We start from the raw sequence: 23,640 nt of genomic DNA on the forward strand, positions 1-23,640 counted from the left end.
AAGCGCAAAGGGGCCAACGAGACGGCCCTGGAGCAGAGTTGACCTTGGCAAAAGCGTCGACACGGCGCCGGCTCCCATCGGCTGGTCGAAGAGCCGGCTCAGCTTACCAGCCCGCCAAGACAAGGCGCTGACCGCGCGCCTATTTCAGTATAAGATACCACCATGAGCGAAACCCAGGCCCTCTTCGACGTGCTGCGCCAGTCGGTGGCACCCGCCTTCGCCGATGCCCTCGAGCGGCACGTGCGCGACGCGCCGGACCGCAAGCTCGGCCGCATCAATGCGCTCGCCTTTGCCGCCGAATACGGGCTCGACCAAGAAAAGACGATCGCCGGCTTCCTGCACGCCTCGCGCCTCGGGCTGTTCGAACTGTCTTGGAATGTGCTGTGTCCTGGCTGCGGCGGCGTGCTCGACGCCAACACGTCGCTGAAGACAGTGCAGAGCGAGGCCTATACCTGCGCGCTCTGCGCCGCCGGCTATGAGCCGACGCTGGACGAGATGATCGAGGTGACGTTTACCGTCAGCCCGCGCGTCCGCCACATCGAGGCCCACAATCCGCACGAGCTGTCGGCCGCCGAATATTTCCGCCAGATCTACTGGGGCTCCGGCGTCGACCTGCCGGACGATGATTACGAGGAAATGGTCGAAGAATTCGTGCTCGAGACGCTCGAACTGCCGCCCGGTGAAAAGGCGGTCATCGCGCTGCAGCTTCCGGCGGAGTTCGTCATCATCTTCGAGCCGGTGACCCATGCGGCTCAGTTCCTCGACGTATCGGGAGAGCCGACGAAGGAAAAGCGAAACCTGTCCCTGGTGTTCGACCGCACGCACCGGCACAACGAGACCATCAGCCTGCAGCCGGGGCCGCTGCGCATCCAGGTGGAAAACCATGCGGAGGTGCGCACCCTGCCGAGTGTCTGCGTCGCCGGCGAAGCGCTGCATGCGCTGCTCGGGCGCCGGCGCCCCTTCCTGACGGCCAAGCGGCTGCTCACCAACCAGACGTTCCGCGACATCTATCGCACCGACACGATCGACGTCGACCAGCGCCTGAAGATCACCAGCCTGACGTTCCTGTTTACCGACCTGCGCGGCTCGACCGAGCTTTACGAGCGCGTCGGCGACCTCGCCGCCTTCGACCTGGTGAAGACCCATTTCAGTGTGCTCAACGAGATCGTGGCCGCCGAGGCCGGCGCCGTGGTCAAGACGATCGGCGACGCCGTGATGGCAACCTTCCCGACGCCCGACCGCGCCATTGCCGCCGCCATGCGGATGCGCGAGGCCATGCGCCAGCTCAACCAGGAGCGCAGCAGCGAGGACCTGTTGTTGAAGATCGGCATCCACGAAGGTCCCTGCATCGCCGTCAGCCTCAACGAGCGGCAGGACTATTTCGGCCAGACGGTCAACATCGCCTCCCGCGTGCAGCACCTGGCGACCGCCCAGGAGATCTTCGCTACCAGCGCGGTGCTCAAGGATCCGGCCGCCGCCGGCCTGCTCAGCGACCGCGGCCTCAACCCGATGACCCACAACGTCACGCTGCGCGGCATCACCAACGAGATCAGCATTTTCGCCATACCTTGATCGCGGTGTCGGCAAGCGTGTTCGACGCACCGCCTACTGCATAATTCCTTAAATCGGAATCGATTTAAGGATAAATTATGCAGCAAGTTTAAAGTGTTACAGCGTCCTTAGCGCGTCATGTTTGACGCGCGGCGCTGTAGCGTAAGCGGCACCCAGAGTGAGAGCGTGGACTATTTGCTTCTGGCGCTGCGGTCGGCTGCCGCGGGCCGCTTCGGACGGCGGATGGCTCTCACCTTGCCGCTTGAGCCTCCGCCGCAGAAGAAGCGGTCGCCGCCATCGGCCTCGAGCCCCGACACTGCCATGCCGGCCGGCATGTCGAGCCTCTCCAGCACCTCGCCCGTTTCCGGATCGATGCGCCTGATATCGCTGACGTCCCCTTCCCAGGTGCCATGCCACAGGTCGCCGTCGACCCAGGTGACGCCGGTGACGACGCGGTTGGACTCGATTGTGCGCAGGATGGCCCCCGTCTCCGGATCGATCTGATGGATTTTCCGACCCCGATGCTGTCCCACCCAGAGCGTGCCTTCCGCCCAGGCAAGGCCGGAGTCGCCGCCATTGCCCGGCGCCGGGATCGTCGAAAGCACGCGACCGGTCTTCGGATCGATCTTCTGGATGCAATCCTCGGCGATCTGGAACAGGTGCTGCCCGTCGAAGGCCGTTCCCGCATGAGCGGCGACGTCGATGGAGCGCACCGCCTGCCCGCTTTCGGGATCGAGCGCATTCAGTTTATCGCCGGAGGCAAACCAGACGTGATGGCCGTCGAAGGTAACGCCATGCACGTGGTCGGCACCGGGAAAGGGGCCATATTCGCGGAGAATTTCGGCGGAGGTTCGTTTCATCGTTTCATCCTAATCGCTCGGCAGCGGACCGGGGAGTAACAACACTGTCGGGAAACCCGGCACCGGCGGCATCATCCAGCGGCGCGCACGCCCCCGCCCGACCGACTGCACCTCGCCGGCGGCGCTAAGCGCGTCAAGCGCCCGCTGCACCGTGCGCGGGCTGGCGCCAAGCGCCATCGCCAGCGCCGAGCTCGCCCATGCCTCGCCATCGGCGAGCAAGGCAAGCACCGCGCCATGCTGCCCCTCGACGGGCGGCGCCAGCACGGCGACCCTCCCGGCGTGCCGCGGCAGAAGTGCAAAGCCGCGCCCTGTCGCGCTTACCTCTGCCACGTCCCGTAGCTCTGCCCGAAGCCGCCCGATTTCGACGCGCAGCCGGGCGCGGTGCGATTCATCGGCGTGCCTGGCCCGGAAGGCGCGGGCGAGAAGCAAACTCCTCGGCGCATCCCCGGGCCAGGCTTCGGCCAGCGTCCGGGCGAGCGCAAAGAGAACCGGGCGCGTTGCGAGCGACACGACCCTGTCATCTGCCCGCACGACATGGCGGCATGCATCGACGACCAGTGCGCCGGACGCCAGCAACGCCTCGACCTCTTCAAGCAACAACGCCTTCTCCTCGCCACGGGCGAGCAGGCGTGCAACCGGTGTGTCGAGGGCGAGAGATGCGCCTTCGACTTCGGCGATCAGTGCCGGGACATCCGCTTCGCGCGCCGCCTCTCGGGCCTGCACCAGCGCCTCACGCGCCACCTTGGTGCGCAAGCGCCGGATGGCGATGCCCGCAACAATGAGAGCATGGGCGGCCCGCGACGCAGGCGGCAACGGCGTCGGGTCGAAACCGGCAAGCGCCTGCTCGGCGGCGTCGAGGCGGCCGATCAGCACCAGACGGCGGACCTGGAGATTGCGCGCATGAGCAGCGTTGGCGCGATCGCCGTGGGCATCGAGCGTGGCGCGCGCCGTATCGAGCGCCTTTTCGGGCCAGCCGAGATCGCGCGAAACGAGCGCAATCTCGGCTTCGGCGACGACACATCGCGCCCGTGCCACCGCCTCCCTTGCGCCGAACGCGCGCGCAGCGCTTTTCAGCAAAACCTTTGCGCGCGGGAAATCGCCGAGTTGGGCCATCGCAATCCCGCGCAGCGCCAGCGCCGGCGCGTCGTCGCGAAGTGCTACGCGTTTCAGCGCACCGAGCGGATCGCCCGCCGCCAGCGCCCGCGCTGCAGCCGTGATCAGCGAGTCCATCGCAATCCCGTCAAACTTGTAACTCCCGTCCTCCCGGCATCCGGCGCTAACTGTACCCGCAGATCGGCAGCGACCTGCAAGACCGACCAACGAATGGATATCCGAAAATGACGACGGACAGAACCGGAACGATTGAAGGGTGGCGAAGGGCGATAGCACTTGGCCTATCCGACCGGCTTTCACTCCTCGCCAGCCCGACCTTCGCGATCATGGCGCTGCTGACCGGCATTCTGAGTGTCGGCGAACCGGACATGCTCTGCACGACCGCGCCGACGTCCCCGCTGACGGGAATGGTCGCGATGTACGGTCTGATGAGTGCCTTCCACGCCGGGCCCTGGCTCAGACTGATCGCAGACGGGCGAAGCTCCGCCCATCGGCCGTAAGGCCCGATCGGCAAAGATCTCAACACGAAGGAAACCAACCATGCAGAACGAAATCGTTTCATCTGAGGCGTGGCTGAAGGCGCGCCTGGAACTACTTGCCGCCGAAAAGGAATTCACCCGGCAACGGCAGGCGCTGACAGCACCAGCACATCGCCGTCGGCCGGGATCAGTAGTTTCGTTGCGGAAATGCCGCGCGCCTCGGCGGCCTCGCGCAGGTTCTGCCGGCTGATCGTGGCATGGTCGAGCGCCTCCATGTGGGTGGCGACGACCACCGCATCGCCGGATGTTTCGCAGACGGCAACGGTTTCCTGCACGTCCATGACGATCAGGTCGCCGTCCCAGCGCGCGCCACAGGAATGGGTGACGATGATGTCCGGCTTCGTCTCGGCGATCACGTCTGCCACCGGTGGATAGAGCACGGTGTCGCCGGCCCAATAGACCGAAGGCTCGCCCTCGCCTTCAAGCGTCAAGCCCATGACCGGGCCCATCAGCTCGACGACAGGACCAAGACCGTGGCTGCCTTGACGCCGTGTCAGCGTCAGCCCCTGCCACGTGGCCCGATCATTGAGCGGCGTAACATCGGTAAAACCCGCCGCGCGGATCTCCCCTTCGTCGCCTGGCTGACAGAAGATCGGCAGATGCTTCGCCAAGCGCTCCTTGGCCACGCTGTCGAAATGATCGGAGTGCAGGTGCGAGACGATGACCAGCTCGACGCCGTCGAGAATCGTCTCGATCGACACCGGCAGCTCGACCATCGGGTTCTCCGACCGATTGGCAAAGGATGGCAGGCTGTGTTTCGGCGCGAGATAGGGATCGATCAGCACCGTGCGGCCGGCATAGTCGAGCTTCAGGGTGGCGTTACGGATCAGCTGCAGTTTCATGGGGGGCATCCTCTGGCGGCGAGCCATGTTTGAAGGTAGCCGGATCGTTGCGATTGCCACGGTAAAATCAAGCCCCGAAATGCGGCCTTGCCGCAGCCTTTCCGGCTGCCGCTGTTCATCGCCGCCTCGATCGCCCTCGTCTACGCGAGCCGAAAACACGCGGGCGGGGCCGGCCGAGGCAGACCGCCAACAGCGCGACACGCGAACAGGCTTCGGTCATCGGCGCGACTGAAACATCGGCGCATGCATAAGGCCCCAGCCTTCGCCACCGCCGCGTCCATCATCGCCGTGCCCTACTTGGCGGAAGAAATCGCGATATCTCTTGCGGCGGCGATGATCCGCTCAGCGGTCGGAAAAGTCCCGATCGCCTCCGGCCCGTTGCGCGCCTCAATCTCAGCCCAGGCAATGCGGCCCAATGCATCGACGAGGAAATGGCCGACAAGCTGGGTGCCGTGATTCTCGAAAATGGACCGGTCGGCGTCCAGCAGCTCGAAGCCATCCTTGGCATTGAGCACGGTATTGGCCTCCATCGGCTGCATCGGCTCGGCCATTTCGCCGTTCGGGTTGATGCGCGCGGCGGCAAATTGTTCGACGCTGGTGTGGAAGGGCCATTGCGGCTTCTCCCCGCTGTCGGCTGCCGCGAAGACGACGCGTGGCACACCGAAGTCGCGATGCGTTCGGCAGTCGGGATCGCACAGCACCGTGACCGGCGTCGGCTGGAACTGGAGATAGAGCCGCGCCCGCTCCACCGGCGTGTTGATCACGGCCAGCGTCTCGACGCCCGCCTCGTGCAAGGCGGGCTGGAGTGCTGAAAACTGCCGGAGCTGACGCCGGCAGAACGGGCAATGCAGGCCGCGAAACAGCCCGATAAGGAACGGTCGGCCACGCAGGTCCGCGAGCGACACCATGCCCTCGATGTTGGCAGCGGGCAGCGAGAACGCTGGAGCGGCCTCCCCTGGGGAGAGTGCTGGAAGCTCATTCGCCATGGAAAACCGTCCTCCCTCCAGAGCAATTCCAGCAAAAGTGCGGAGCGTTTTGCGTCCGGAATTGCCTACAAACAAAGAGATAGAGCGTTTCCACCATTCCGTCTGTACCGGAAACGCTCTGCTGCACAATTCCTTAAATCGGATCCGATCTAAGGAATTATGCAGCAAGTTTAAAGCGTTACAGCGTCCCTTGCGCGTCATATTTGACGCGCGGCGCTCGAATGTCACTCGCCAATCACGTCGTCTCGCGACCATGACGGTTTGCGCGGTGCTCTCACCGCCAGTCGCAATCCCAGGGCTGCCCGCGGGCGGCCCGGCGGCAAACGAAGGCGCGGCCGCAAGAATGCGTGGCGGATCTCACCGTGCGTCCGCGCCCCGTGCCGGGCTGCAACGTCTGGCGGGCCGCAAGCTGGGCACTCGCCGGGCAACTGGCGAAGCTCTTTCTCTTGGCGTCATCCGGCGCCGTGATCGCGTTCGATGGTGTCTTTTTGGCCGGCGTCTCGCCGGTGCTGCGCGTCTTCGACGGCTCCGGCAGCTTCGCCTCGCGTTTGACGTCAACGCAGCGGCCGCTTTTCAGCTGCTGGTTCTGGGCGCAGACAAGCGGGCAGATCTGCGCCTTCTGCGTCCGCAATCGCGCCAGCACGTCACCAGACGGTTCGAGAGCCGCAAGCTCGACCTTGCTGAGCCTGGCGAACTGCTCCAGCGCCCGGCGGCTGCCCAAACCCCAGAGCCCGTCTTCGCTGCCGGCGCGGCAGCCGACGCGGTTCAGCTCCTTCTGGATCGAGCGCACCAGCTCGCGGTCCGGCTCAGTGGTTTCAAGCGCCGGGGTTTCGGTAACCGGCGGCTGCGTCAGCGCGGCCACTTGCTCGGTTGCCGCAGCCCCATCGGCAGCGGCGCGCTCGATGATCCTGATCTTCGCCTTGGCCAGAGAAACGAACGTGCCGGCGGGATATTGCTGGAGATAGGCGTCGAACAGGTCCCGGTCGCTCGATCCCTTGATCGTATCCCAATAGGCAAGCTCGGCCGCATTATCCCCCTTGCCGCTGCCGGTCGATGCGGCGGCTTCCGGCGCCGTCGACGGCTTCAGCACCACCTCGCCCGTCAGCGAGGAATTGTCCCAGGGCACCTGTTTGCCAGCGGTCGCCGCCAGCACGTCGCGGCGCACGTCGATCAGCTCGCGGGTAATGTCCCGCCCCGGCTTGCCGAGATGGCGAAGCAGAGCGGCCGTAAAGGGCGAGTTGCGTCCGGCGCCATCGAGCGCGACGTTGCCGGGCTGGGTGGCAAAGGCGATCAGGGAGCCGATGCCGGTGCCGACCTTCGCCAGCCCCCGGCCGATCGAGCTGGAGCGCGTGCCCATCGAACGGGCAAGATTGACGGCCAGCGGATTGTCGCGACAGGCATCGAGAAACACCAGATTGACCCGGGTGCTGCGCTCCATCGCCGAAAGGATCAGGTTGATCGGCACCGCCTCGAATTCGAGGTCGATATAGGAAAGAAGCTTGGCGTCGACGGGCGCGATGTAATTCTCGCCGTTCACCTGCAGGCCGTGCCCGGCATAGTAGAACAGCGCCAGGTCGGCGCCGTCGAGCTTGCCGACGAAATCGCGGATCGTGTTGCGGACGCCGGCAAGATCGAGGTCGCGGCCGACGACGACCTCGAAGCCCAGATCCCTCAGCTTGGCCGCCATGTCGCCGGCATCGTTGTCGGGGTTGGGCAGCGTCGGCACATGCTGATAGGCCGAATTGCCGATGACCAGCGCCACCCGCTTTTCGGCAAGCGCCTGCGAACAGATCAGCACCAGGAAGACCGTCATGACCATGCGAAGGCAATGCATGTCATACCCCCCGGACATGCCCGTCCATGTCCCTATTGCGTGTTTCCTTAAATCCTTGCCGATTTAAGGATAAAAACATGCGGCAGTTCAAAGTGCTGCAGCGACCTTAGTGCGTACAAAGTCGCCTGCCCCGCCGCCCGCGCACCGGCCGACAATCTGAAGGGTGCGGTCCATTGCCGGCCCTGTCAATGCGGCCGGCCCGCCCCTCCGACACCCGTTCCGCACGAAAACGCTTGGCAAGCTCGTCCCTGGATTAACGAACGATGGCCGCATTTCATTCAATTGCCAAATGGGATTAGGGGGCTCTAACCCATTCGGTTTACGGCCCCTTGCATGCGGATTTTGCCGGCGAGGTCCCGAAACGGAAACGGCGCCGGGTGATCCCGACGCCGTTTCGAAATTCCGGTATGAAGAGGTGCTCTTACTTGACGATCGCCGAACCGTTGACGATCTCGACATTCTCGTCGCCCTGCAGGCCGATGCGGTCGCCGCTCGGCGTGGTGACGAAGCAGCCACTGGGGCAGATCATCTCCGTGGCGCCGGCGCTGATCGCCACTTCCATGCGGCTTTCACCCTCGACGACAACCAGAACAGCAGTCTCGCCATCCTTGTTCGTGACAGTCGCGGCCGATACCGCCCCTGCCGCCAGCACGCCGGAAAGCAAAGCAATCACAAATGTCTTCATCGCCCATCGACGCCCGCGGCGCCGCCCTTTTGTCCAGCCGGCCACCCCGTCGGATTGCGACGGTGGCTCCGGCCACCTCTTCAGCCCGTGACAGCCTAGACCGTCAAAAGAAGAATTGCATGCTTTTTATCGCGGGCAGGCTGAATAGCGGCTGAACGCTCCGTTTATCAGCGGTTGGGGTTTGAGCGGCGGCTGGAAGCGCGGCGCTTGCCGCCTTCCTCTTCACCTTCCTCGTCAAGCGGCGCGGCGGAAGCGGCTTCCTTCTTCGAGGCGGCAGCCCTCGCCTCGGCCGACGTTGCGCCCTTGGGCTCGCCGACCGTCTCCGGTTCGTGGCTCTCGATGCCGGTCTGGTCCTCGATCGGCACGTCCTCGATCTTGAGCGGGAACGGCGCGCCGATGCCCTCGTCGCGGAAGCGCTCGTAGATGGCGACACGAAGGTCGTTGCGCACGCCGCCGCCGGTCAAGACGTCGGCCACGTAGATCCTGAGCTCGAAGGTCATGCGTTCATCGCCAAATGCGGTAAAGCCGACGGTTGGGGACGGGTTCTTCAGCACCATCGGATGGGCGCCGGCGATCTCGGCCAGCAGATCCATGATCCGCCGTGGGTCGCTGGCATAGGTGACGGTCACCGCAATTTCCGAGCGGCCGAGCTTGTTGCGGTGGGTCCAGTTCCCGACCGACGCGTTGATCAGCAGCGAGTTCGGCATCATGATCGACTGGTGCTGGAAGGTCTCGATCTCGGTGGCGCGCACCGAGATACGCTTGACGAAGCCTTCCGTCGTGCCGCTGACGATCCAGTCGCCGACCTTGAACGGGCGCTCGACCAAAAGGATCAGGCCCGAGACGAAGTTGGAGACGATGTTCTGCAGGCCGAAACCGACGCCGAGCGAGAGGGCACCGGCGACGAGCGCGAGATTGGAAAGGTCGATACCGGCCGCCGAAAGGCCGATCAGGCCCGCAAGCCCGACGCCGATATAACCGATGCCCGTGCGGATCGAGTTCCTGACGCCGGCATCCACCCGGCTGCGCGCCATGACGTTGCCGTCGATCCAGCGCTGCACCCAACGGGTGACGACGTAGCCGAGCGCGAAGAACAGGACGCCCGCCATGATGCCCATGAGCGAGATGGTGATGGTGCCGATCTTGATCTCGGTGACGGCGCGATAGGTCCAGGATTCGATGTCGGCGACCTGGAAGCCCCACTGCAGCAGGATCAGCGGGATGAAGAACAGGATCACCAGTGCGTAGATGCTGAGCCCGGCGGCCAGACCCACCTGGTCGAGCCCGACCTGTTCCAGCTTGTAGCGGCGCTCGAGATAGCGCCCGGCTGCGGTTTCGGCAAACGCTCCCTGGCGCGAGACCGCCTTGCCGGTGAGGAAGCCGATATACATCATCACCAGGATGGCGCCGGTGATGATGATCTGCGTGGCGATGAAGCGGGATAGGCCGACATAGCCGGAAGCGGCCGCGATGATCAGCGACGCGCCGGTCAGCATCAGCCCGATGGAGACGACGCGTGGCCAGGGACGTCCCGGCGCGTCGAAGGGCTCGTCGCGCTTCAGCGTCGGCTTGATCCAGGCCGAAGCAATGATGATCAGGCCGATGACGACGGAGGCGATGAAGCTCTTCACCACGGTCAGAACGACGGGCGAGCCGAGCGCCTCGCTGACGCCGCCGAACATGTAGTCCAGGCCGTTGACCAGCGCCATGGCGAAGATGGTGATCAACAGCACCTTGGCGCCGCGGTCCGACACGCGCACCAGCCGCCACCGCGATTCCCGCGGCGACAGCACCGCATTGGCGAGCGTGGTGACGAAGAACCCGGCCACGATGACGGCAAGCGCAATCGCGATGATCGGCGTGATATCGGAACGCAACACGTTGAAACTGTGCAGGAAGAAGAAACTCGAAACGGCGAAGGCACCCGTTGAAATCGTCGGGATGAGCGTCGACCAGAAGGCGACCGACAGCCGCCGGAAATAACTCGGCTCCTCGTCGGACTTGTCGTGATGGATATAGGGCGAAAACAGCCTGTTGCTGCCGACCAGGAAAACCATTGCCGCGCAGATCGACAGGAAGATCGCGGTCAGCAAGGGAATCCGCTTGTAGTTCCAGACGAAGGTCAGCCAGCTCATCGTGCTGCGCGACAGCACCTTGGTTTCATTGACCGTCGCCGACAGCGCCTCATCGAACATTTCGACTGAAACGTCGGTGTTCTTCAGCAGCGTGTTGGAAAACAACGCACGCCGGGTGGCGGTGATGCCGTTTGACAGTTTCGTCGCCTGGACCGACAGGCTCTCGGCCTCCCCGGTCAGCGCATTGATCTCGCCGCGTTCGGCCAGCAGCCGCTTGCGTTCGGCCGTGACGATGTCGGCTTCCGGCGGCTGCCCCTCGCCCGGCGGATCGCCAAGTTCGGTCAGCCGCGCCTTGATCTCGTCGAGCCGCGGACGCGTGGCGATCGAGGTGGAGATGATCTGCTTGGCGACGGCATCGACCCGAACCTTGAGTTCGGCAAGCGCGATATCGTCGTCACTGGCCTTGGCAACGAGGTCCCTCAGCCGCTTCAGCTCCTTGCCGGCATCGGCCAGTTGCTCTGCCGTCTGGCTCTGGCCGGCCTCGGCAGCGAGGGCTGCGTCGGTCGGTTGCGCAGGCGTCGCGGCGTTTTGCGCCGGTTGGACCGCGCCGCCGGCGGGTTGCTGCACAGTCGGTGCCGGCTGCGCCTTGCCATCGGCGGCCGGCTGCGCGTTCTGGGCAGGCTGGGCGCCGCCCTGGGCAGGCTGAGCGCCGTTCTGTGCCGGCTGGTTACTGGTCTGGTCAGGGGCCTGAGCGGGCGTCTGGGCAGGTTGCGTCGTCGTCTGCGCCGGCTGGGCGGTTTGCGCCACGACGGCGCCGGCACCGGCCAGCGACAGCAGGCAGACAGAAACAGCGAGCAACTTTCCCACGAAATGCAATTTCAAACCCCTCGAAAGCCCGAACTTCGCCCGGTACGGAATCGCCCGGACAATCGTCACAATGCGGTTTGAATACGAAAGACGGCGGAAAGATGCAAAGGCATGGGAAATCATGCCTTCGCCGCCGCTCAAACCGTCAGAATCCCGCGCCCGGCTGCGCCAGGTAGGCCAGTTCCGCCGCCGTCGACGTCCGCCCGATGAAGGCGTTGCGATGCGGGAAGCGGCCGAATTTCTCGATCACCTCGCGGTGCCGGATCGCATAGTCGATATACATGGGATCGCCGAGCTCGGTGAAGAGCTTCAGCGCCATGGTCTGATCCGTCAGGTTCTCCGAATGCTCGAAGGGCATGTAGAAGAACGCCCGCCACTCCGGCCGGACCGCCATGTCGGCGCCGGCGCCGACGGCGAGCTTGGCCTCCCTCAACGCCAGACCGTCGGTCGCAAAGGCGAGCGGCGTGGCGCGATACATGTTGCGCGGCAGTTGATCGAGAAGCACGATCGCGGCCAGCCGGTTCTCCGGCGTCGCCCGCCAGACGTCGCCGATCTCCCTCGCAAGCGCGAGGTGCGACGACTGGAAGCGCTGGAAGCAATGTTCATCGAGCTCGCGCGTCGGCTTGAACCAATGGTCGAGCGACAGTTCCTCGAACCAGAATTTCAGCACTTCATCCGGGGTACAGGCCTCAGCTTGATAGGTCATTCGCTCCTCATGTCGCGCTGCGGGTCGATCGGCTCTACAGCGCCGCGCGTCAAACATGGCGCGCAAAGGACGCTGTAACGCTTTAAACTTGCTGCATAATTTTATCCCTAAATCGGATCCGATTTAAGGAATTATGCAGTAGAGATAGGCGGCAATCGCACCGTGTCCATGCCGATGGCTTACGCGCGCCGCTTCAGAATGGCAATAAAGGCGATGCCGCCGACAAGCCCGGTCACGACGCCGATCGGCATGTCCTCGGGCGCCATGACGACGCGGGCGAAGAGATCGGCCGAGATCAGCACCAGCGCACCGACGAAGGCGGAAAGCGGAATGACCCGGACATTGTCGCTGCCGGCAAACAGCCGCACGAAATGCGGCACCATCAGGCCGACAAAGCCGATCGCGCCGGAAAACGCGACCATGACCCCGGTCAGAAGCGCGGTGACGACGAAGAGCAGAAGGCGAAACCGGCGAACGGGAATGCCGAGCGTCGTTGCCGTCTCGTCGCCCATGGCAAGCGCATTGATCTCGCGCGCCCTCAGCACGAGATAGCTAAGGCAGGCCGTCAGCACGACGGCGGGATAGATGAGGTGCGGCCATTGCGCAAGGCCGAGCCCGCCGAGCATCCAGAAGATCACCGTGTGCACCGCCCTCGGGTCCCCGAGGAAAATCATCAGGTTGCCGATCGACGTCAAGGTGAAGGCGACGGCGACGCCGGAAAGCACCAGCCTGTCTGCATTGGTGCCGAGAACGCGCGTGACGAGCGCCACAAGCGCGGTCGCGACCAGCGCGCCGGCAAAGGCAAACAGCGGCACCGTGGCAGGGCCGAGGATGAGGCCGGTGTGCAGGAGCGCGATGATCGCGCCGAGCGCGCCGCCGGAGGAAACACCGAGCAGGTGCGGGTCGGCAAGCGGATTGCGGGTGACCGCCTGCAGCACGGCGCCGGTCAGTGCCAGCCCCGCCCCGACAAGCCCGGCAAGCACGACCCGCGGCAGACGCACGTCCCAGACGATGCTTTCGCGGCCGGCCGACCAGACGACGTCAACGCTGCCGGGCGAAAGTTTTGAAGCGATGATCGACCAGACGGTCGAGACCGGGATCGGCGCCGACCCCAATGAGACTGCGGCAGTGATCGTCAGGCACAACAACAGCAGCGCCGCGAGAAAGGCGGTGGTGATCTTCACAGTCCGTCCATGGTGAGTTTTCGATGAGAATAGGAGAAGCGCGCCGGTCGGCGCGCGTCCGGCTGGTCGCTCAGCTTACATCGCCTGCCCGTGAAAGGCCTCGGCAAGCCGCGCAATGGCGTCGATGTTGCGCGGCCCCGGCGTCGCCTCGACATAGTCGAGCACGACGAAGCGGTCGTTCTTGACGGCATCGATGTTCCTAAAGGCGGGATTGCTCTTCATGAAGGCGATCTTCTGCTCGGCGGTCACCTCGCCATAGTTGACGATCACCACCACCTCGGGGTTCTTGTCGATCACCGGCTCCCAGGAAATCTCGGTCCAGCTTTTCTCCACGTCGTCCATGACGTTGACGCCGCCAGCCGCCTCGATCATCGCCGTCGGGATGCCGAAACGGCCCGATGTAAACGGCTTCTCCTCACCGGAATCATAGACGAAGACGCGCGTCGGACGCTCGATGACACCAATGCCGGTGACGATCCTGTCGAGATCGGCGCGATAGCCGTCGACAAGCGCCTGGGCCCGATCCTCGACACCGAAGATGCGGCCGAGATTGAGGAGATCGACGAACATGTCGTCCATCGTCGGCTTGCCCTTGGCCATGACGTGGATGCAGGATTCGGTCAGCTCATAGACGTTGATCTTGAAGGGTTCGAGCGTTTCCGGCGTCACCTCGCCGCCGACCTTCATGCCGTAGTTCCAGCCGGCAAAGTAGAAATCGGCGTCGGCATTGAGCAGCACCTCCTTGGTCGGGTATTTCTCCGAAAGCTCCGGCAGGGCCTTGACGCCTTCGCGCAGCTTTTCGTCCAGCGTCTTCCAGCCGGAAACGCCGGTATAGCCGACCATGCGATCCTGCAGCTTCAGGGCCAGCATCATTTCGGTGAGATTGACGTCGTTGGAGACGGCCCGCTTGGGGGCGGCATCGAAGGTCACCTCGCGGTTGCAGCTCTTGACGGTGACGGGAAAGGCAAGCGCCGGCGTCGCGGCAAGCGTCAGGAGCAGAAGGGCGGAGCTGGCGAATAAGGTCTTCATGATGACATCGATCCCTGTCGAGCGAGTGAAAAGGAAAAGCGCGCGCCGCTGGTAACGGCGTTGCTGTGGGCAGTGGCAGTAACGCCGAAGGCGGCGGAAAGCGCCTGCGGGTTGAGCACGTCTTCGGGCGGGCCGAAGGCCGTCATGCGGCCCTCCGTCAGGATCGCCACGTCGGTGGCAAATTCGGCGGCCAGGTTGATGTCGTGCAGCGTGGTGACGATCGTCAGCTGCAGCGTCTGCAACAGGTCGAGAATTTCGAGCTGGTGGCGGATGTCGAGATGGTTGGTCGGCTCGTCCAGGATGATGATGCGCGGCTGCTGGGCGAGCGCCCGGGCGATCAGCACCCGCTGCTTCTCGCCGCCCGAAAGCGTGGAGAATTGCCGTCCGGCAAGGTGGGTGAGATCGAGATGCTCGAGCGCATGTGCCACCGTCTCGCGATCCTTCGCTGTCCAACCGCTCATGCCTTCACGCCGGGGAATGCGCCCCATCATCACCACGTCGCGCACGCTGAAGGGAAAATCGCTCGGCATCTCCTGCAGCACGACGGCAATGATCTTGGCCGCCTCGCGCGCCGTCATCGCCCAGATGTCGACGCCATCGACCTCGATCGTGCCCGCTATCGGCTGGGCCGAGCGATAGAGGCAGCGCAGCAGCGACGTCTTGCCGGCACCGTTCGGGCCGAGGATGGCAAGGCGGCTGCCGGGCGCAATGGCAAAGTCGACCTCGCGGACCAGCCGCAGCTCCGGGCGCGGGCCCCAATCCAAGGCGCGGACCCGAAGGCCGGCCCCTGTCGCGGCGCAGCTCATCGGTTCATCCCTCTCCGCGCCATCATTGGAAATGCCCGCCGATGTCTTCGGAGACCAGCAGCGCTGCCGGAATGCGCGCCAGCGTCTTGCCGTTGAGCCCGCGCGGCCGCTCGGCCGCCCGCGTCATGCCGTCGCCTCGCCCGGCATAGGTCGTGGCGAAGGAAACGAGATCGTCGATATCCTCCTCGGGCGCGATATCGCCGAAAAGGTAGGTCGCCTTTCCCGTTGCCTGGAAGGCGATGGTGCAAGGCCTTGTGCAGGCGGCCATGCAGACCGTTCCAGCGATGGAAAAATCCTGGTCGAGCGGCTCGCCGAGCGCCGCAATGCTGCGGTTCAGCCGCTGGATCAGATCCGCGCCCGGCCGGCAGGGGCCGCCGGTGAAACGGCAATCGGTGCAGACCGTTATCTTGTGCTGTCGGGATGCCGGATTGGCCATATCTCTTCTCCGCCGGATTGGTCCGGAGAGAATGTGGCAAAGCGGTCTGATGACGGATGGCCGTCGCGCAAAAACCAGTTCTTTTCCATCGGAACACCCCGTCCGTTGTGGTTGATCGGTTCGATGGCAGGTCTCCTGGCTCGCGGGTCGCCGCGCATCCACGTCTTCCCGGCTGATCGCCAGTGACATGGTGTGAATGCGCTTTCCGCTCACAGTTGCGGGGGCAGCCACGGTTTCGGCCCCATTCGGGTCGTCCGTTCCGTGTTCCCTTTTCAGCCGCTTCCGCATTGTCGCGGTCGCAGCACCATCAAAGCCTTCGTCGCACACTTCGGCGGAGGTGACAACCGCCGGAACGGATCGGCCAAGGCATATCAACATGCGGCATATCTTCATGTGCATTTAGTTATGTAATATCATAACATAACGCAAGCCGAAAATGAGCTTGCCGAGCACCGACCTTTAGGAGCCCATCATAGTGCACCGAAGAACCACGGAAGCCTGCGGCCGGTTTCCAATGACCGCAAGCGACAGCCCGTAACGTCATCCGTTACTGTTACGTACTTGAAGACAAGCACAATCAGTGATGTGCTTTCAAAATAAGTGATTGCGTCCTTCAGTAAGGCAATCCACGCCGGCATTGTCTCCATTTCGCTCGTCGACGACAGCAGTTCTCGCGCGACGCAGTATCCAACCTGTCCGTGTAAATCCCGGATGCGAGTAGTGGTAACCAAGCTTTCTGAAAGGGATGACGGTGAACCCAATAGATTTTTTCGTTGAGACGCTTCGAAACTATCCTCCCGTGGCCGTCTTTCTTGCCCTCGGCATTGGTTTCCTGATCGGTCCGATCAAGGTCGCCGGGTTCAACCTTGGAAATGTCACCGCCACGCTTCTGGCGGGTGTCGTCATCGGGCAATTGGGGATCCAGGTTTCCGGCGACCTGAAGTCGACGCTGTTCCTTCTGTTCCTGTTTGCCGTCGGCTACGGCGTCGGCCCCCAATTCGTTCGCGGCCTGAGCACGGACGGCCCCAAGCAGATCCTCTTCGCCCTATCGGTATTGGTGCTGTGCCTGATCGTCCCGTATCTGTGCGCGCTCATCGCCGGGCTGCCGCTCGGCTATGGCGCCGGCATGTATGCAGGCTCTCAGACGATTTCGGCGGCCATCGGCGTTGCCAGCGATCAGATCAACGCGATGGGCTTAAGCGCCGAACAAGCCAAGACCTACACCGATCAGATCCCGATTGCCTATGCGGTGACCTATATCTGGGGCACCATCGGCTCGGCGATCATCCTGGCGCAGCTCGGCCCCAAGCTTCTCGGCATCGATCTTCCTGCCGCCTGCAAGGAATATGAGGCGAAGCTCGGCGGCGGATCCGAGAGCGGCGAACCCGGGATCACGCGCGCCTACCACGATTTCAGCCTCAGGGCCTATCGCGTCGACGAGGCGAGCGGGCTCACCGGAACGCCGGTCAAGAACCTGCTTCCCGGCATCCGCGTCTTCGTCGAACGGTTGCGGCGCGGCGGCCAGATCATCGAAGCGGACGGCAACACCGTGCTGCAGCCCGGCGACGTTGTCGCCTTTTCCGGCAGACGCGCCCTGCTCGTCGAGAACCTGGATACCAAGCTGCTTGAGGTCGAGGACAAGGAACTGCTGAACGCCGAAGCCGAGGTCGTGGACGTCTACGTGACCAGCAAGGCGCTCGCCGGCAGGACGCTCGCCGACGTCAGCACCGAAGATTGGGCGCGCGGCGTCTATGCCCGCAAGATCATGCGCTCGCTGGTCGAGATCCCGGTCCTGCCCGGCACGACCGTCGAACGCGGCGATATCGTCACCCTCGGCGGCGCCAGGAGACACGTCGAAGCCGCGATCAAGGCACTCGGCTTTGCCGATCGCCCGGTCGAAACGACCGACATTGCCTTCCTCGGCTGGGGGCTTTTCATCGGCGCCATGATCGGCGCCCTGACGCTGACGATCGGCGGCATACCGATCGGCATGTCCACCTCGGGCGGCGCGCTTCTCGCCGGCCTTGTGCTCGGATGGCTTCGCACCACCTACCCTGCCTTCGGCCGAATCCCGTCTCCGGCGCTCTGGCTGTTGAACACTCTGGGCTTGAACATCTTCATTGCCGTCGTGGGCATCGGCGCCGGCCCGGGCTTTGTCGCGGGACTGCAGGAGGTCGGCATTTCCCTGCTCCTGTGGGGCATCGTGTCGACGTCCGTGCCGATGATCGCTTCGGTCCTAATCGGCCACTACGTCTTCCGCTTTCATCCCGCGATCCTGTTTGGCGCCTGCGCCGGAGTGCGCACGACAACGGCGGCACTGGGCATGATTCAGGAAGCGGCCAAGAGCAAGGTTCCGGCGCTGGGATACGGCATGCCCTATGCCATCGGCAATACACTTTTGACCATTTTCGGTCTCGTCATCGTCATCCTGCTGGCACCCTCCGGCGGGCCGTAAACTAAGAGCATCGTTCCGAGAAACAGGGAACATCCTTTATTGGGAGTGTGGTTCATGTTGGACAGAAAATTCTACGACAGTATCTCCGATCTCAGCCCGTTCGAGATCAAGGACGAACTGATCAAGCTCGCCAAGGTGAGCGCTCAAAAATCCACCAAGGCATTCCTGAACGCCGGCCGCGGCAATCCGAACTGGACGGCGACGCGGGCGCGCGAAGCCTTCTTCCTGCTCGGCCAGTTCGCGCTGACCGAGGCGAAACGGGCCTATTACGACCCCAAGGCGGGCGTGGCAGGCATGCCGCCGCAGGACGGTGCCCATGCGCGGTTCCAGAAGTGGATCAAGAAGCAGCTTCAGACCGTCGCCGATACGGACGAGGAGGACGAGGGTGTTCCCGCCGCAAAGACCCTGTCCGACGTGGTCGCCTTTGCCATCAAGACGTTCAGATTTGAACCGGACGCCTTCGTGCACGAACTGACCGACTCGATCATCGGCGACAACTATCCCGTTCCGGACCGGGCGCTGCATCACAACGAAATCATCACGCATGAGTATCTCATGTGGGCGATGTGCGCCGGTCACCGGCCGGCCGTGAAGTTCGACCTCTATCCGGTCGAGGGCGGCACCGCGGCCATGTGCTACATCTTCAAGGCCTTGAAGAACGCGCGCATCCTGAACGCCGGCGACACGATCGCGCTCGGCACGCCCATCTTCACGCCCTATCTCGAGATGCCGCAGCTTGAGGATTATACCCTCAAGACCATCAATGTGAGCGCCGAGCAGGAAGACCGGTTCCAACTCACCGACGAAGATGTCAAGGCACTCGAAAACCCCGAAGTCAAGGCGCTGTTCCTGGTCAATCCCGGCAACCCGTCCGCCGTCGCGCTCGATCCCGATTCGATCAAGCGCCTCGTCGATCTCGTCAACACGAAGCGTCCCGATCTGATCGTTCTCACCGACGACGTCTACGGCACGTTCGTTCCCGGCTTCCAGTCCTTGCTCGGTCATCTCCCGCGCAACACGATCGGCGTCTATTCCTATTCGAAGTATTTCGGCTGCACCGGCTGGCGCCTTGGCGTGATTGCGGTTGCTGAGGACAACATTTTCGAGGAGAAGATCAAGGCGCATCCGGAACCGATCCAGCAGTTGCTGGAAAAGCGCTACAAGGCGATGACGCCGAAGCCGCGCGAGGTCAAGTTCATCGACCGCATCGTCGCCGACAGCCGCGACGTGGCCCTCAACCACACCGCCGGTCTGTCGCTTCCCCAGCAGGTCATGATGTCGCTCTTCAGCCTTGTCGAGCTGATGGACGTGGAGAAGCTCTATCAGAAGGCCTGCATCGCCATCTGCGAGAAGCGGTTCTGGAACCTCGTCAACGGCATGGGCGTGGAGTCCAATCCCGGCATCTATTTCGACCACTATTACGGCATCATCGATTTCGAGTTCTGGCTACGAAAATATGTGGGCCAGGATGTCGTCGACTGGGTCAAGGACAATATCCACCCACTCGACATCCCCTTCCGGCTCGCCGAGGATCACGGCATCGTTCTCTTGAACGGCTCGGGCTTCGATGCGCCGAACTGGTCGGCCCGCGTCTCCTTCGCCAACCTCAACGACGAGGCCTATTCGCAGATCGGCCGTGCCGTGCGCTCCGTGGCGCGCGGCTATGTGCAGACGTACCAGGCGGCAAAGGGTCTCAAGATCAGCTAGCGCAACGAGGCGGCCGGCCACTCTGCGGTCGGCCGCCCCTCGCCTGTTTGACCAGGCCTGGCGCCCAGAAGCATCCCCGGATTCCGGCAGGCACGAAAGTCCCTGCCAACCCAGTGACCAGCGCACCGTCCGGCTGAAGGCACCCGTCTTCGGCAGGTGGAACGGGAAGGATCGTCGCGTGCTCGACACCATCTTCAATAGCCTGCGAATGCATCCGGAGCTTGCCTTGTTCCTCGCACTCGGCATCGGCTACGCGATCGGCAAGATCACGATCGCGGGCGTGACGGTCGGGGCCGTCACAGGCTGCCTGCTTGCCGGCGTTCTGATCGGCCAGACCGACGCCGTGCTGTCGAACGACGTGAAGCAGGCTTTCTTCCTGCTCTTCCTCTTCGCCATCGGCTACCGCACCGGCCCGCAGTTCTTCCAGAGCCTGAACGCCGACGCCTTGCCGCAGATCGCCGTCACCGTCACGCTGTGTGTCGTCGCGCTCGTGACCGCGATCGTTCTTTCGATTTTCCTTGGTTTCGATCTCGGAACGGCAGCCGGCGTACTTGCGGGCGGAGCGACGGAATCGGCGACCGTCGGCGTCGCAATCGACACCTTCCGCAAGACGGGGCCGACACCCGAAGCCGCCAGCCAATTCGAATCCGCGGTGGCAACCGCGTTTGCGGTCGCCTATCTCGTCGGCGTCGTGAGCGCGATCCTCGTCCAGTCGCAACTGGCGCCTCGGATGTTCGGCCGCAGCCTCAAGGAGGCCTGCGCCGAGCTCGAAGCCGAGCTCAACATCACCCCGCACGATACCAACAACACCGCCCGCCGCGACATCGAGGCGCGCGCTTTCCAGATTGCCGACACTCTCGTCGGCCTCACGGTCCAGGAAGCGGAAGCCAAAGTTCCGGAACGGCAGAAAGCCTATATCGAACAGATCCGCAGGGGCAACGAGATCATCACCCCTTCAGCCAAGGAGCGCTTGCAGGCGGGAGACGTCATCGCGGTCGCCGGTCTTCGCGGCTTCCTCGTCGAATATGCGAGCCGGATCGGCACCGAGCTCGATGATCGCGAGCTTCTCGACATCCCGGTCGAGATCCTCGACGTGGTGGTGACCAACAAGGAAATTGCCGGAAAACGCCTGTGGCAGCTCAACGAACGGCCGGAAGCGCGTTCGGTCTTCCTGCGCGGAATCCTGCGCGCCGGCCAGCCGATCCCGATCTTTCCCGGGCTGACCGTGCGCCGCGGCGACGTGATGTCGATCGCCGGCGCCAGGCGCCATGTCGAGGATGCGGCCGCGTTGCTCGGTTATGCCGACCGCGAGACGACGGCGACGGACATGGTCTTTGTCGGGGTCTTCATCTTTCTCGGCGGCATCATCGGCATTCCCGCCCTGAAACTCGGCGCATTGGAGATCGGCCTCGGCGTCGCTGTCGGCGTCCTCGTCGCCGGCCTCGTCGCCGGCTGGCTGCGCTCGGTCCGGCGCACCTTCGGCTTCGTGCCGGAGGCGACCCTCTGGTTCTTCGACAGCGTCGGGCTCTGTGCCTTCATCGCCTGCGTCGGCATCTCGGCGGGCCCGAGCTTCGTCGCCGGCCTGATCCAGTCCGGACCGGCGCTGGTCATCGCCAGTTGTCTGATCTGCGTGATTTCGCACGTCGCCGCACTCGCGCTCGGCCGCTGGGTCTTCCGCATGAACGAAGGCGTGCTCGCCGGCACCTGCTGCGGCGCCGGAACATCGGCGCCGGCGCTGGCAGCCGTACAGGAGAGCGCCGGCAGCCAGGTGCCGACACTCGGCTACGGCCTCGGCTATGCGATCGGCAATGTGCTGCTGGCGCTCTGGGGTGCCGTTCTCGTCACCATTCTCGGCGGGTGACGGCTAACGACCACCGGCACAGCGGCGCCTGCAGGGGCCATGCCAACCTGTTCTACCGCAGCGGCCAGACCGCGATCAGCGCCGGCACGCTGACGATGACGATCACCACCGACAACGGCAGGCCGAGGCGCGGATAATCACTGAACTTGTAGCCACCCGGGCCCATGACCAGCGTATTGCACTGATGGCCGATTGGGGTGAGGAAATCGCAGCCGGCCCCGATGGCGACCGCCATCAGGAACGCCTCGGGCCGGTAGCCGAGCGTGGTCGCGAAACTGGCGGCGATCGGCGCCATGACCAGCACGGTCGCCGCATTATTGAGGAACGGTGTCACCGCCATTGCCGCCAGCAGGATCAGCGTCAGCGCACCGGCCGGCGGCAGCCCGGCCGCAACCGTGCCGAGCCAGCTGGCGATCACGTCGGTGCCCCCGGTGGTGCGGAGCGAATCGCTGACCGGGATCAGCGCCGCCAGCATCACCAGAATCGGCCCATCGACCGAGCGATAGACATCACGCAGCGGAATGATGCGAAAGATGACCATGGCAAGAGCCGCGGCAAAGAAAGCGATCGGGATCGGCACCAGGCCGACGGCGGTCGAGCCCATGGCAGCGGCAAGCACCAGGAGCGGCAGCGTCGCCGTGCGGATGGTGCCAAGCAGGATTTCGCGTTGCGCCAGCGGCAGGCAGCCGAAATCCTGCAGGAACGACGGCAGCTCGCGGCGCGCGCCCTGCAGCACGACGATGTCACCAGCCCTTAAGCGGATGCTGCCAAGCCGCTGCTTCAGCCGCTCGCCCTGCCGGCTGACCGCAAGCAGGTTGATATTGTGGGTATTGAACAGCGCCAGGCGCTGCGCGCTCATGCCTTCAAGCGGCGAGCCGCTGACGATCACCGCCTCGACCGCCTCGATCTCCGCGCCGGCCTTGTCGCTCGACGACGGCGAACGGTCGCCGGATATCTTGAGCTTGGCCTGCGAGACGATGCGATCGAGCGCGGCCGGCCCGCCTTCGAACAGCAGGATGTCGTCGGCCTCGAGCGTGACGTCGGGCAACGGCGCCACATGCAGGCCGCGCCGGAAGACGGCGGTGACGACCGCGCCGCCATCGCCGATCTTGACGAGCTGGCTCAGCGACTTGCCGATGATGGGAGACCCGGTCGGAACCACCGCTTCGGAGGTGTAATCGGTGATCTCGATCGCCGCCTGCACCGACACCTGCTGGCTCGTGCGCTGCGGCACCAGCTTGTAGGCAAACAGCAGGAAGACGACGCCGACGGCGGCAAGCGTCGCGCCGACGGGGGTGAAATCGAACATGGTGAAGCTCTCGCCCGTCAGCTCCTGGCGCACGCGCGAAACGACGATGTTCGGCGAGGTTCCGACCTGGGTCATCAGCCCGCCGATCAGCGAACCAAAGGCCATCGGCATCAGAAACACGGAGGGCGTGACGCCGGAACGGCGGGCGAACTGGAAGGCCATCGGGATCATGATCGCCAGCGCGCCGATGTTCTTGATGAAGGCCGAAAGCACCGTCACGGTGATGACGAGCAGCGCGAGCTGCGCCCGGACCGAGGAGATGTTGGGCAGAAACCGCTGGATCGCCGCATCCACGACACCGGAGCGCGCCACCCCGGCGCTCACGATCAGAGCGCTGCCGACGATGATCACGATGTCGTCGCTGAAACCATCGAAGGCATGATCGAAGGGCACGATGCCGACGGCGACGGAAAGCATCAGGGCGGAACAGGCGATCACGTCATATCGAAACCGCCCCCAGATGAAGAATGCCATCATGGCGCCGATAACGATAAACGCGAGTGACTGTTCGGCGGTCATGCAACACCTGGGCTCGGCAGAAGGACTGGGTGGCGAGACGGACCACGCGGCGGGCGCATGGGCCTAACGCGCAATCCGCGGGGACGTTCACCCAAGGACTACCGCATGTTTCTCCAAATCGGAATTCGTCCCGGCGACAAATCTGGGTATGAGGGCGAAACGCTCCGTGGCTGGCGGGTAACCTCAGGAGCTGGCCGAATGTCGGAAGGGCTGTATCGGCGGCTGCAACAACCGCAAACGCGCACCGCCGGCACCGTGCCGAATCCGCCAGATACC

At 64.1% G+C, this 23,640-nt stretch carries 18 protein-coding genes, 1 pseudogene and 1 riboswitch; of the genes and pseudogenes, 6 read left to right on the forward strand and 13 right to left on the reverse strand.

Annotated elements, in window-relative coordinates; all coding sequences use genetic code 11:
- The first annotated feature begins 162 nt into the window (after nucleotides 1-162).
- Nucleotides 163-1,572, forward strand: a complete 1,410-nt coding sequence (locus tag BC363_RS11590) for an adenylate/guanylate cyclase domain-containing protein (RefSeq protein ID WP_065783407.1) — start codon at nucleotides 163-165, stop codon at nucleotides 1,570-1,572.
- Nucleotides 1,573-1,742: 170 nt separating this feature from the next.
- Here BC363_RS11590 and BC363_RS11595 read toward each other — a convergent pair whose 3' ends face one another.
- Together BC363_RS11595 and BC363_RS11600 are read right to left on the reverse strand one after the other, a co-directional pair.
- Nucleotides 1,743-2,411, reverse strand: a complete 669-nt coding sequence (locus BC363_RS11595; protein WP_065783408.1) for a PQQ-binding-like beta-propeller repeat protein — start codon at nucleotides 2,409-2,411, stop codon at nucleotides 1,743-1,745.
- Between the two features lie 9 nt (nucleotides 2,412-2,420).
- Nucleotides 2,421-3,641, reverse strand: coding sequence for a DNA-binding protein (locus tag BC363_RS11600; RefSeq protein ID WP_065783409.1), 1,221 nt, complete (start codon nucleotides 3,639-3,641; stop codon nucleotides 2,421-2,423).
- A gap of 107 nt (nucleotides 3,642-3,748) precedes the next feature.
- On the opposite strand from BC363_RS11600, the gene BC363_RS11605 reads away from it, so the two are divergent.
- Nucleotides 3,749-4,024: a hypothetical protein gene (locus tag BC363_RS11605; protein WP_065783410.1), complete on the forward strand. Its 276-nt coding sequence runs from the start codon at nucleotides 3,749-3,751 to the stop codon at nucleotides 4,022-4,024.
- A 40-nt stretch (nucleotides 4,025-4,064) separates the two neighbouring features.
- Nucleotides 4,065-4,130: pseudogene (locus BC363_RS34345) on the forward strand (hypothetical protein); the annotation flags it as partial.
- Between the two features lie 7 nt (nucleotides 4,131-4,137).
- Here BC363_RS34345 and BC363_RS11610 read toward each other — a convergent pair.
- From BC363_RS11610 to BC363_RS11655, 10 genes are all read right to left on the reverse strand, one after another.
- On the reverse strand, nucleotides 4,138-4,905 hold the full coding sequence (locus BC363_RS11610) for an MBL fold metallo-hydrolase (RefSeq protein ID WP_065783411.1): 768 nt from the start codon (nucleotides 4,903-4,905) through the stop codon (nucleotides 4,138-4,140).
- Nucleotides 4,906-5,198: 293 nt separating this feature from the next.
- A complete protein-coding gene (locus tag BC363_RS11615) occupies nucleotides 5,199-5,891 on the reverse strand; it encodes a redoxin domain-containing protein (RefSeq protein WP_065783412.1) in 693 nt (230 codons plus the stop codon).
- Between the two features lie 274 nt (nucleotides 5,892-6,165).
- Nucleotides 6,166-7,725, reverse strand: coding sequence for a caspase family protein (locus BC363_RS11620; RefSeq protein ID WP_065793869.1), 1,560 nt, complete (start codon nucleotides 7,723-7,725; stop codon nucleotides 6,166-6,168).
- A gap of 421 nt (nucleotides 7,726-8,146) precedes the next feature.
- Nucleotides 8,147-8,410: a hypothetical protein gene (locus tag BC363_RS11625; RefSeq protein WP_025427439.1), complete on the reverse strand. Its 264-nt coding sequence runs from the start codon at nucleotides 8,408-8,410 to the stop codon at nucleotides 8,147-8,149.
- A 167-nt stretch (nucleotides 8,411-8,577) separates the two neighbouring features.
- Complete coding sequence (locus BC363_RS11630) at nucleotides 8,578-11,361, reverse strand: mechanosensitive ion channel family protein (RefSeq protein ID WP_083223500.1); 2,784 nt, start codon at nucleotides 11,359-11,361, stop codon at nucleotides 8,578-8,580.
- 136 nt (nucleotides 11,362-11,497) lie between these two features.
- Complete coding sequence (locus BC363_RS11635; RefSeq protein ID WP_065783414.1) at nucleotides 11,498-12,058, reverse strand: DUF924 family protein; 561 nt, start codon at nucleotides 12,056-12,058, stop codon at nucleotides 11,498-11,500.
- Between the two features lie 179 nt (nucleotides 12,059-12,237).
- Nucleotides 12,238-13,242: an iron ABC transporter permease gene (locus BC363_RS11640; RefSeq protein WP_065783415.1), complete on the reverse strand. Its 1,005-nt coding sequence runs from the start codon at nucleotides 13,240-13,242 to the stop codon at nucleotides 12,238-12,240.
- Between the two features lie 75 nt (nucleotides 13,243-13,317).
- A complete protein-coding gene (locus BC363_RS11645; protein WP_065783416.1) occupies nucleotides 13,318-14,271 on the reverse strand; it encodes an ABC transporter substrate-binding protein in 954 nt (317 codons plus the stop codon).
- Nucleotides 14,268-15,077, reverse strand: a complete 810-nt coding sequence (locus tag BC363_RS11650) for an ABC transporter ATP-binding protein (RefSeq protein WP_065783417.1) — start codon at nucleotides 15,075-15,077, stop codon at nucleotides 14,268-14,270. The genes BC363_RS11645 and BC363_RS11650 overlap by 4 nt, the downstream gene beginning before the upstream one ends.
- Before the next feature lie 22 nt (nucleotides 15,078-15,099).
- Nucleotides 15,100-15,513 (reverse strand): DUF1636 domain-containing protein, encoded by a 414-nt coding sequence (locus tag BC363_RS11655; RefSeq protein WP_065783418.1) that lies wholly within the window; start codon nucleotides 15,511-15,513, stop codon nucleotides 15,100-15,102.
- 107 nt (nucleotides 15,514-15,620) lie between these two features.
- Nucleotides 15,621-15,837, reverse strand: a riboswitch (cobalamin riboswitch).
- A gap of 421 nt (nucleotides 15,838-16,258) precedes the next feature.
- On the opposite strand from BC363_RS11655, the gene aspT reads away from it, so the two are divergent.
- The 3 genes from aspT to BC363_RS11670 all read left to right on the forward strand — a co-directional run bounded on the left by aspT (nucleotide 16,259) and on the right by BC363_RS11670 (nucleotide 21,536).
- Nucleotides 16,259-17,968, forward strand: a complete 1,710-nt coding sequence (gene aspT / locus BC363_RS11660; RefSeq protein ID WP_202618562.1) for an aspartate-alanine antiporter — start codon at nucleotides 16,259-16,261, stop codon at nucleotides 17,966-17,968.
- Between the two features lie 54 nt (nucleotides 17,969-18,022).
- A complete protein-coding gene (locus tag BC363_RS11665) occupies nucleotides 18,023-19,675 on the forward strand; it encodes a bifunctional aspartate transaminase/aspartate 4-decarboxylase (RefSeq protein ID WP_065783419.1) in 1,653 nt (550 codons plus the stop codon).
- A gap of 178 nt (nucleotides 19,676-19,853) precedes the next feature.
- Nucleotides 19,854-21,536, forward strand: a complete 1,683-nt coding sequence (locus BC363_RS11670; protein WP_161952453.1) for a TrkA C-terminal domain-containing protein — start codon at nucleotides 19,854-19,856, stop codon at nucleotides 21,534-21,536.
- Nucleotides 21,537-21,588: 52 nt separating this feature from the next.
- On the opposite strand, the gene BC363_RS11675 is transcribed toward BC363_RS11670, so the two are convergent.
- Nucleotides 21,589-23,364, reverse strand: coding sequence for an SLC13 family permease (locus BC363_RS11675; RefSeq protein ID WP_065783420.1), 1,776 nt, complete (start codon nucleotides 23,362-23,364; stop codon nucleotides 21,589-21,591).
- Nucleotides 23,365-23,640: the final 276 nt, after the last annotated feature.

Origin of the sequence: Ensifer sp. LC384, from assembly GCF_001695865.1 — a bacterium.
Classification (GTDB): Bacteria; Pseudomonadota; Alphaproteobacteria; order Rhizobiales; family Rhizobiaceae; genus Ensifer.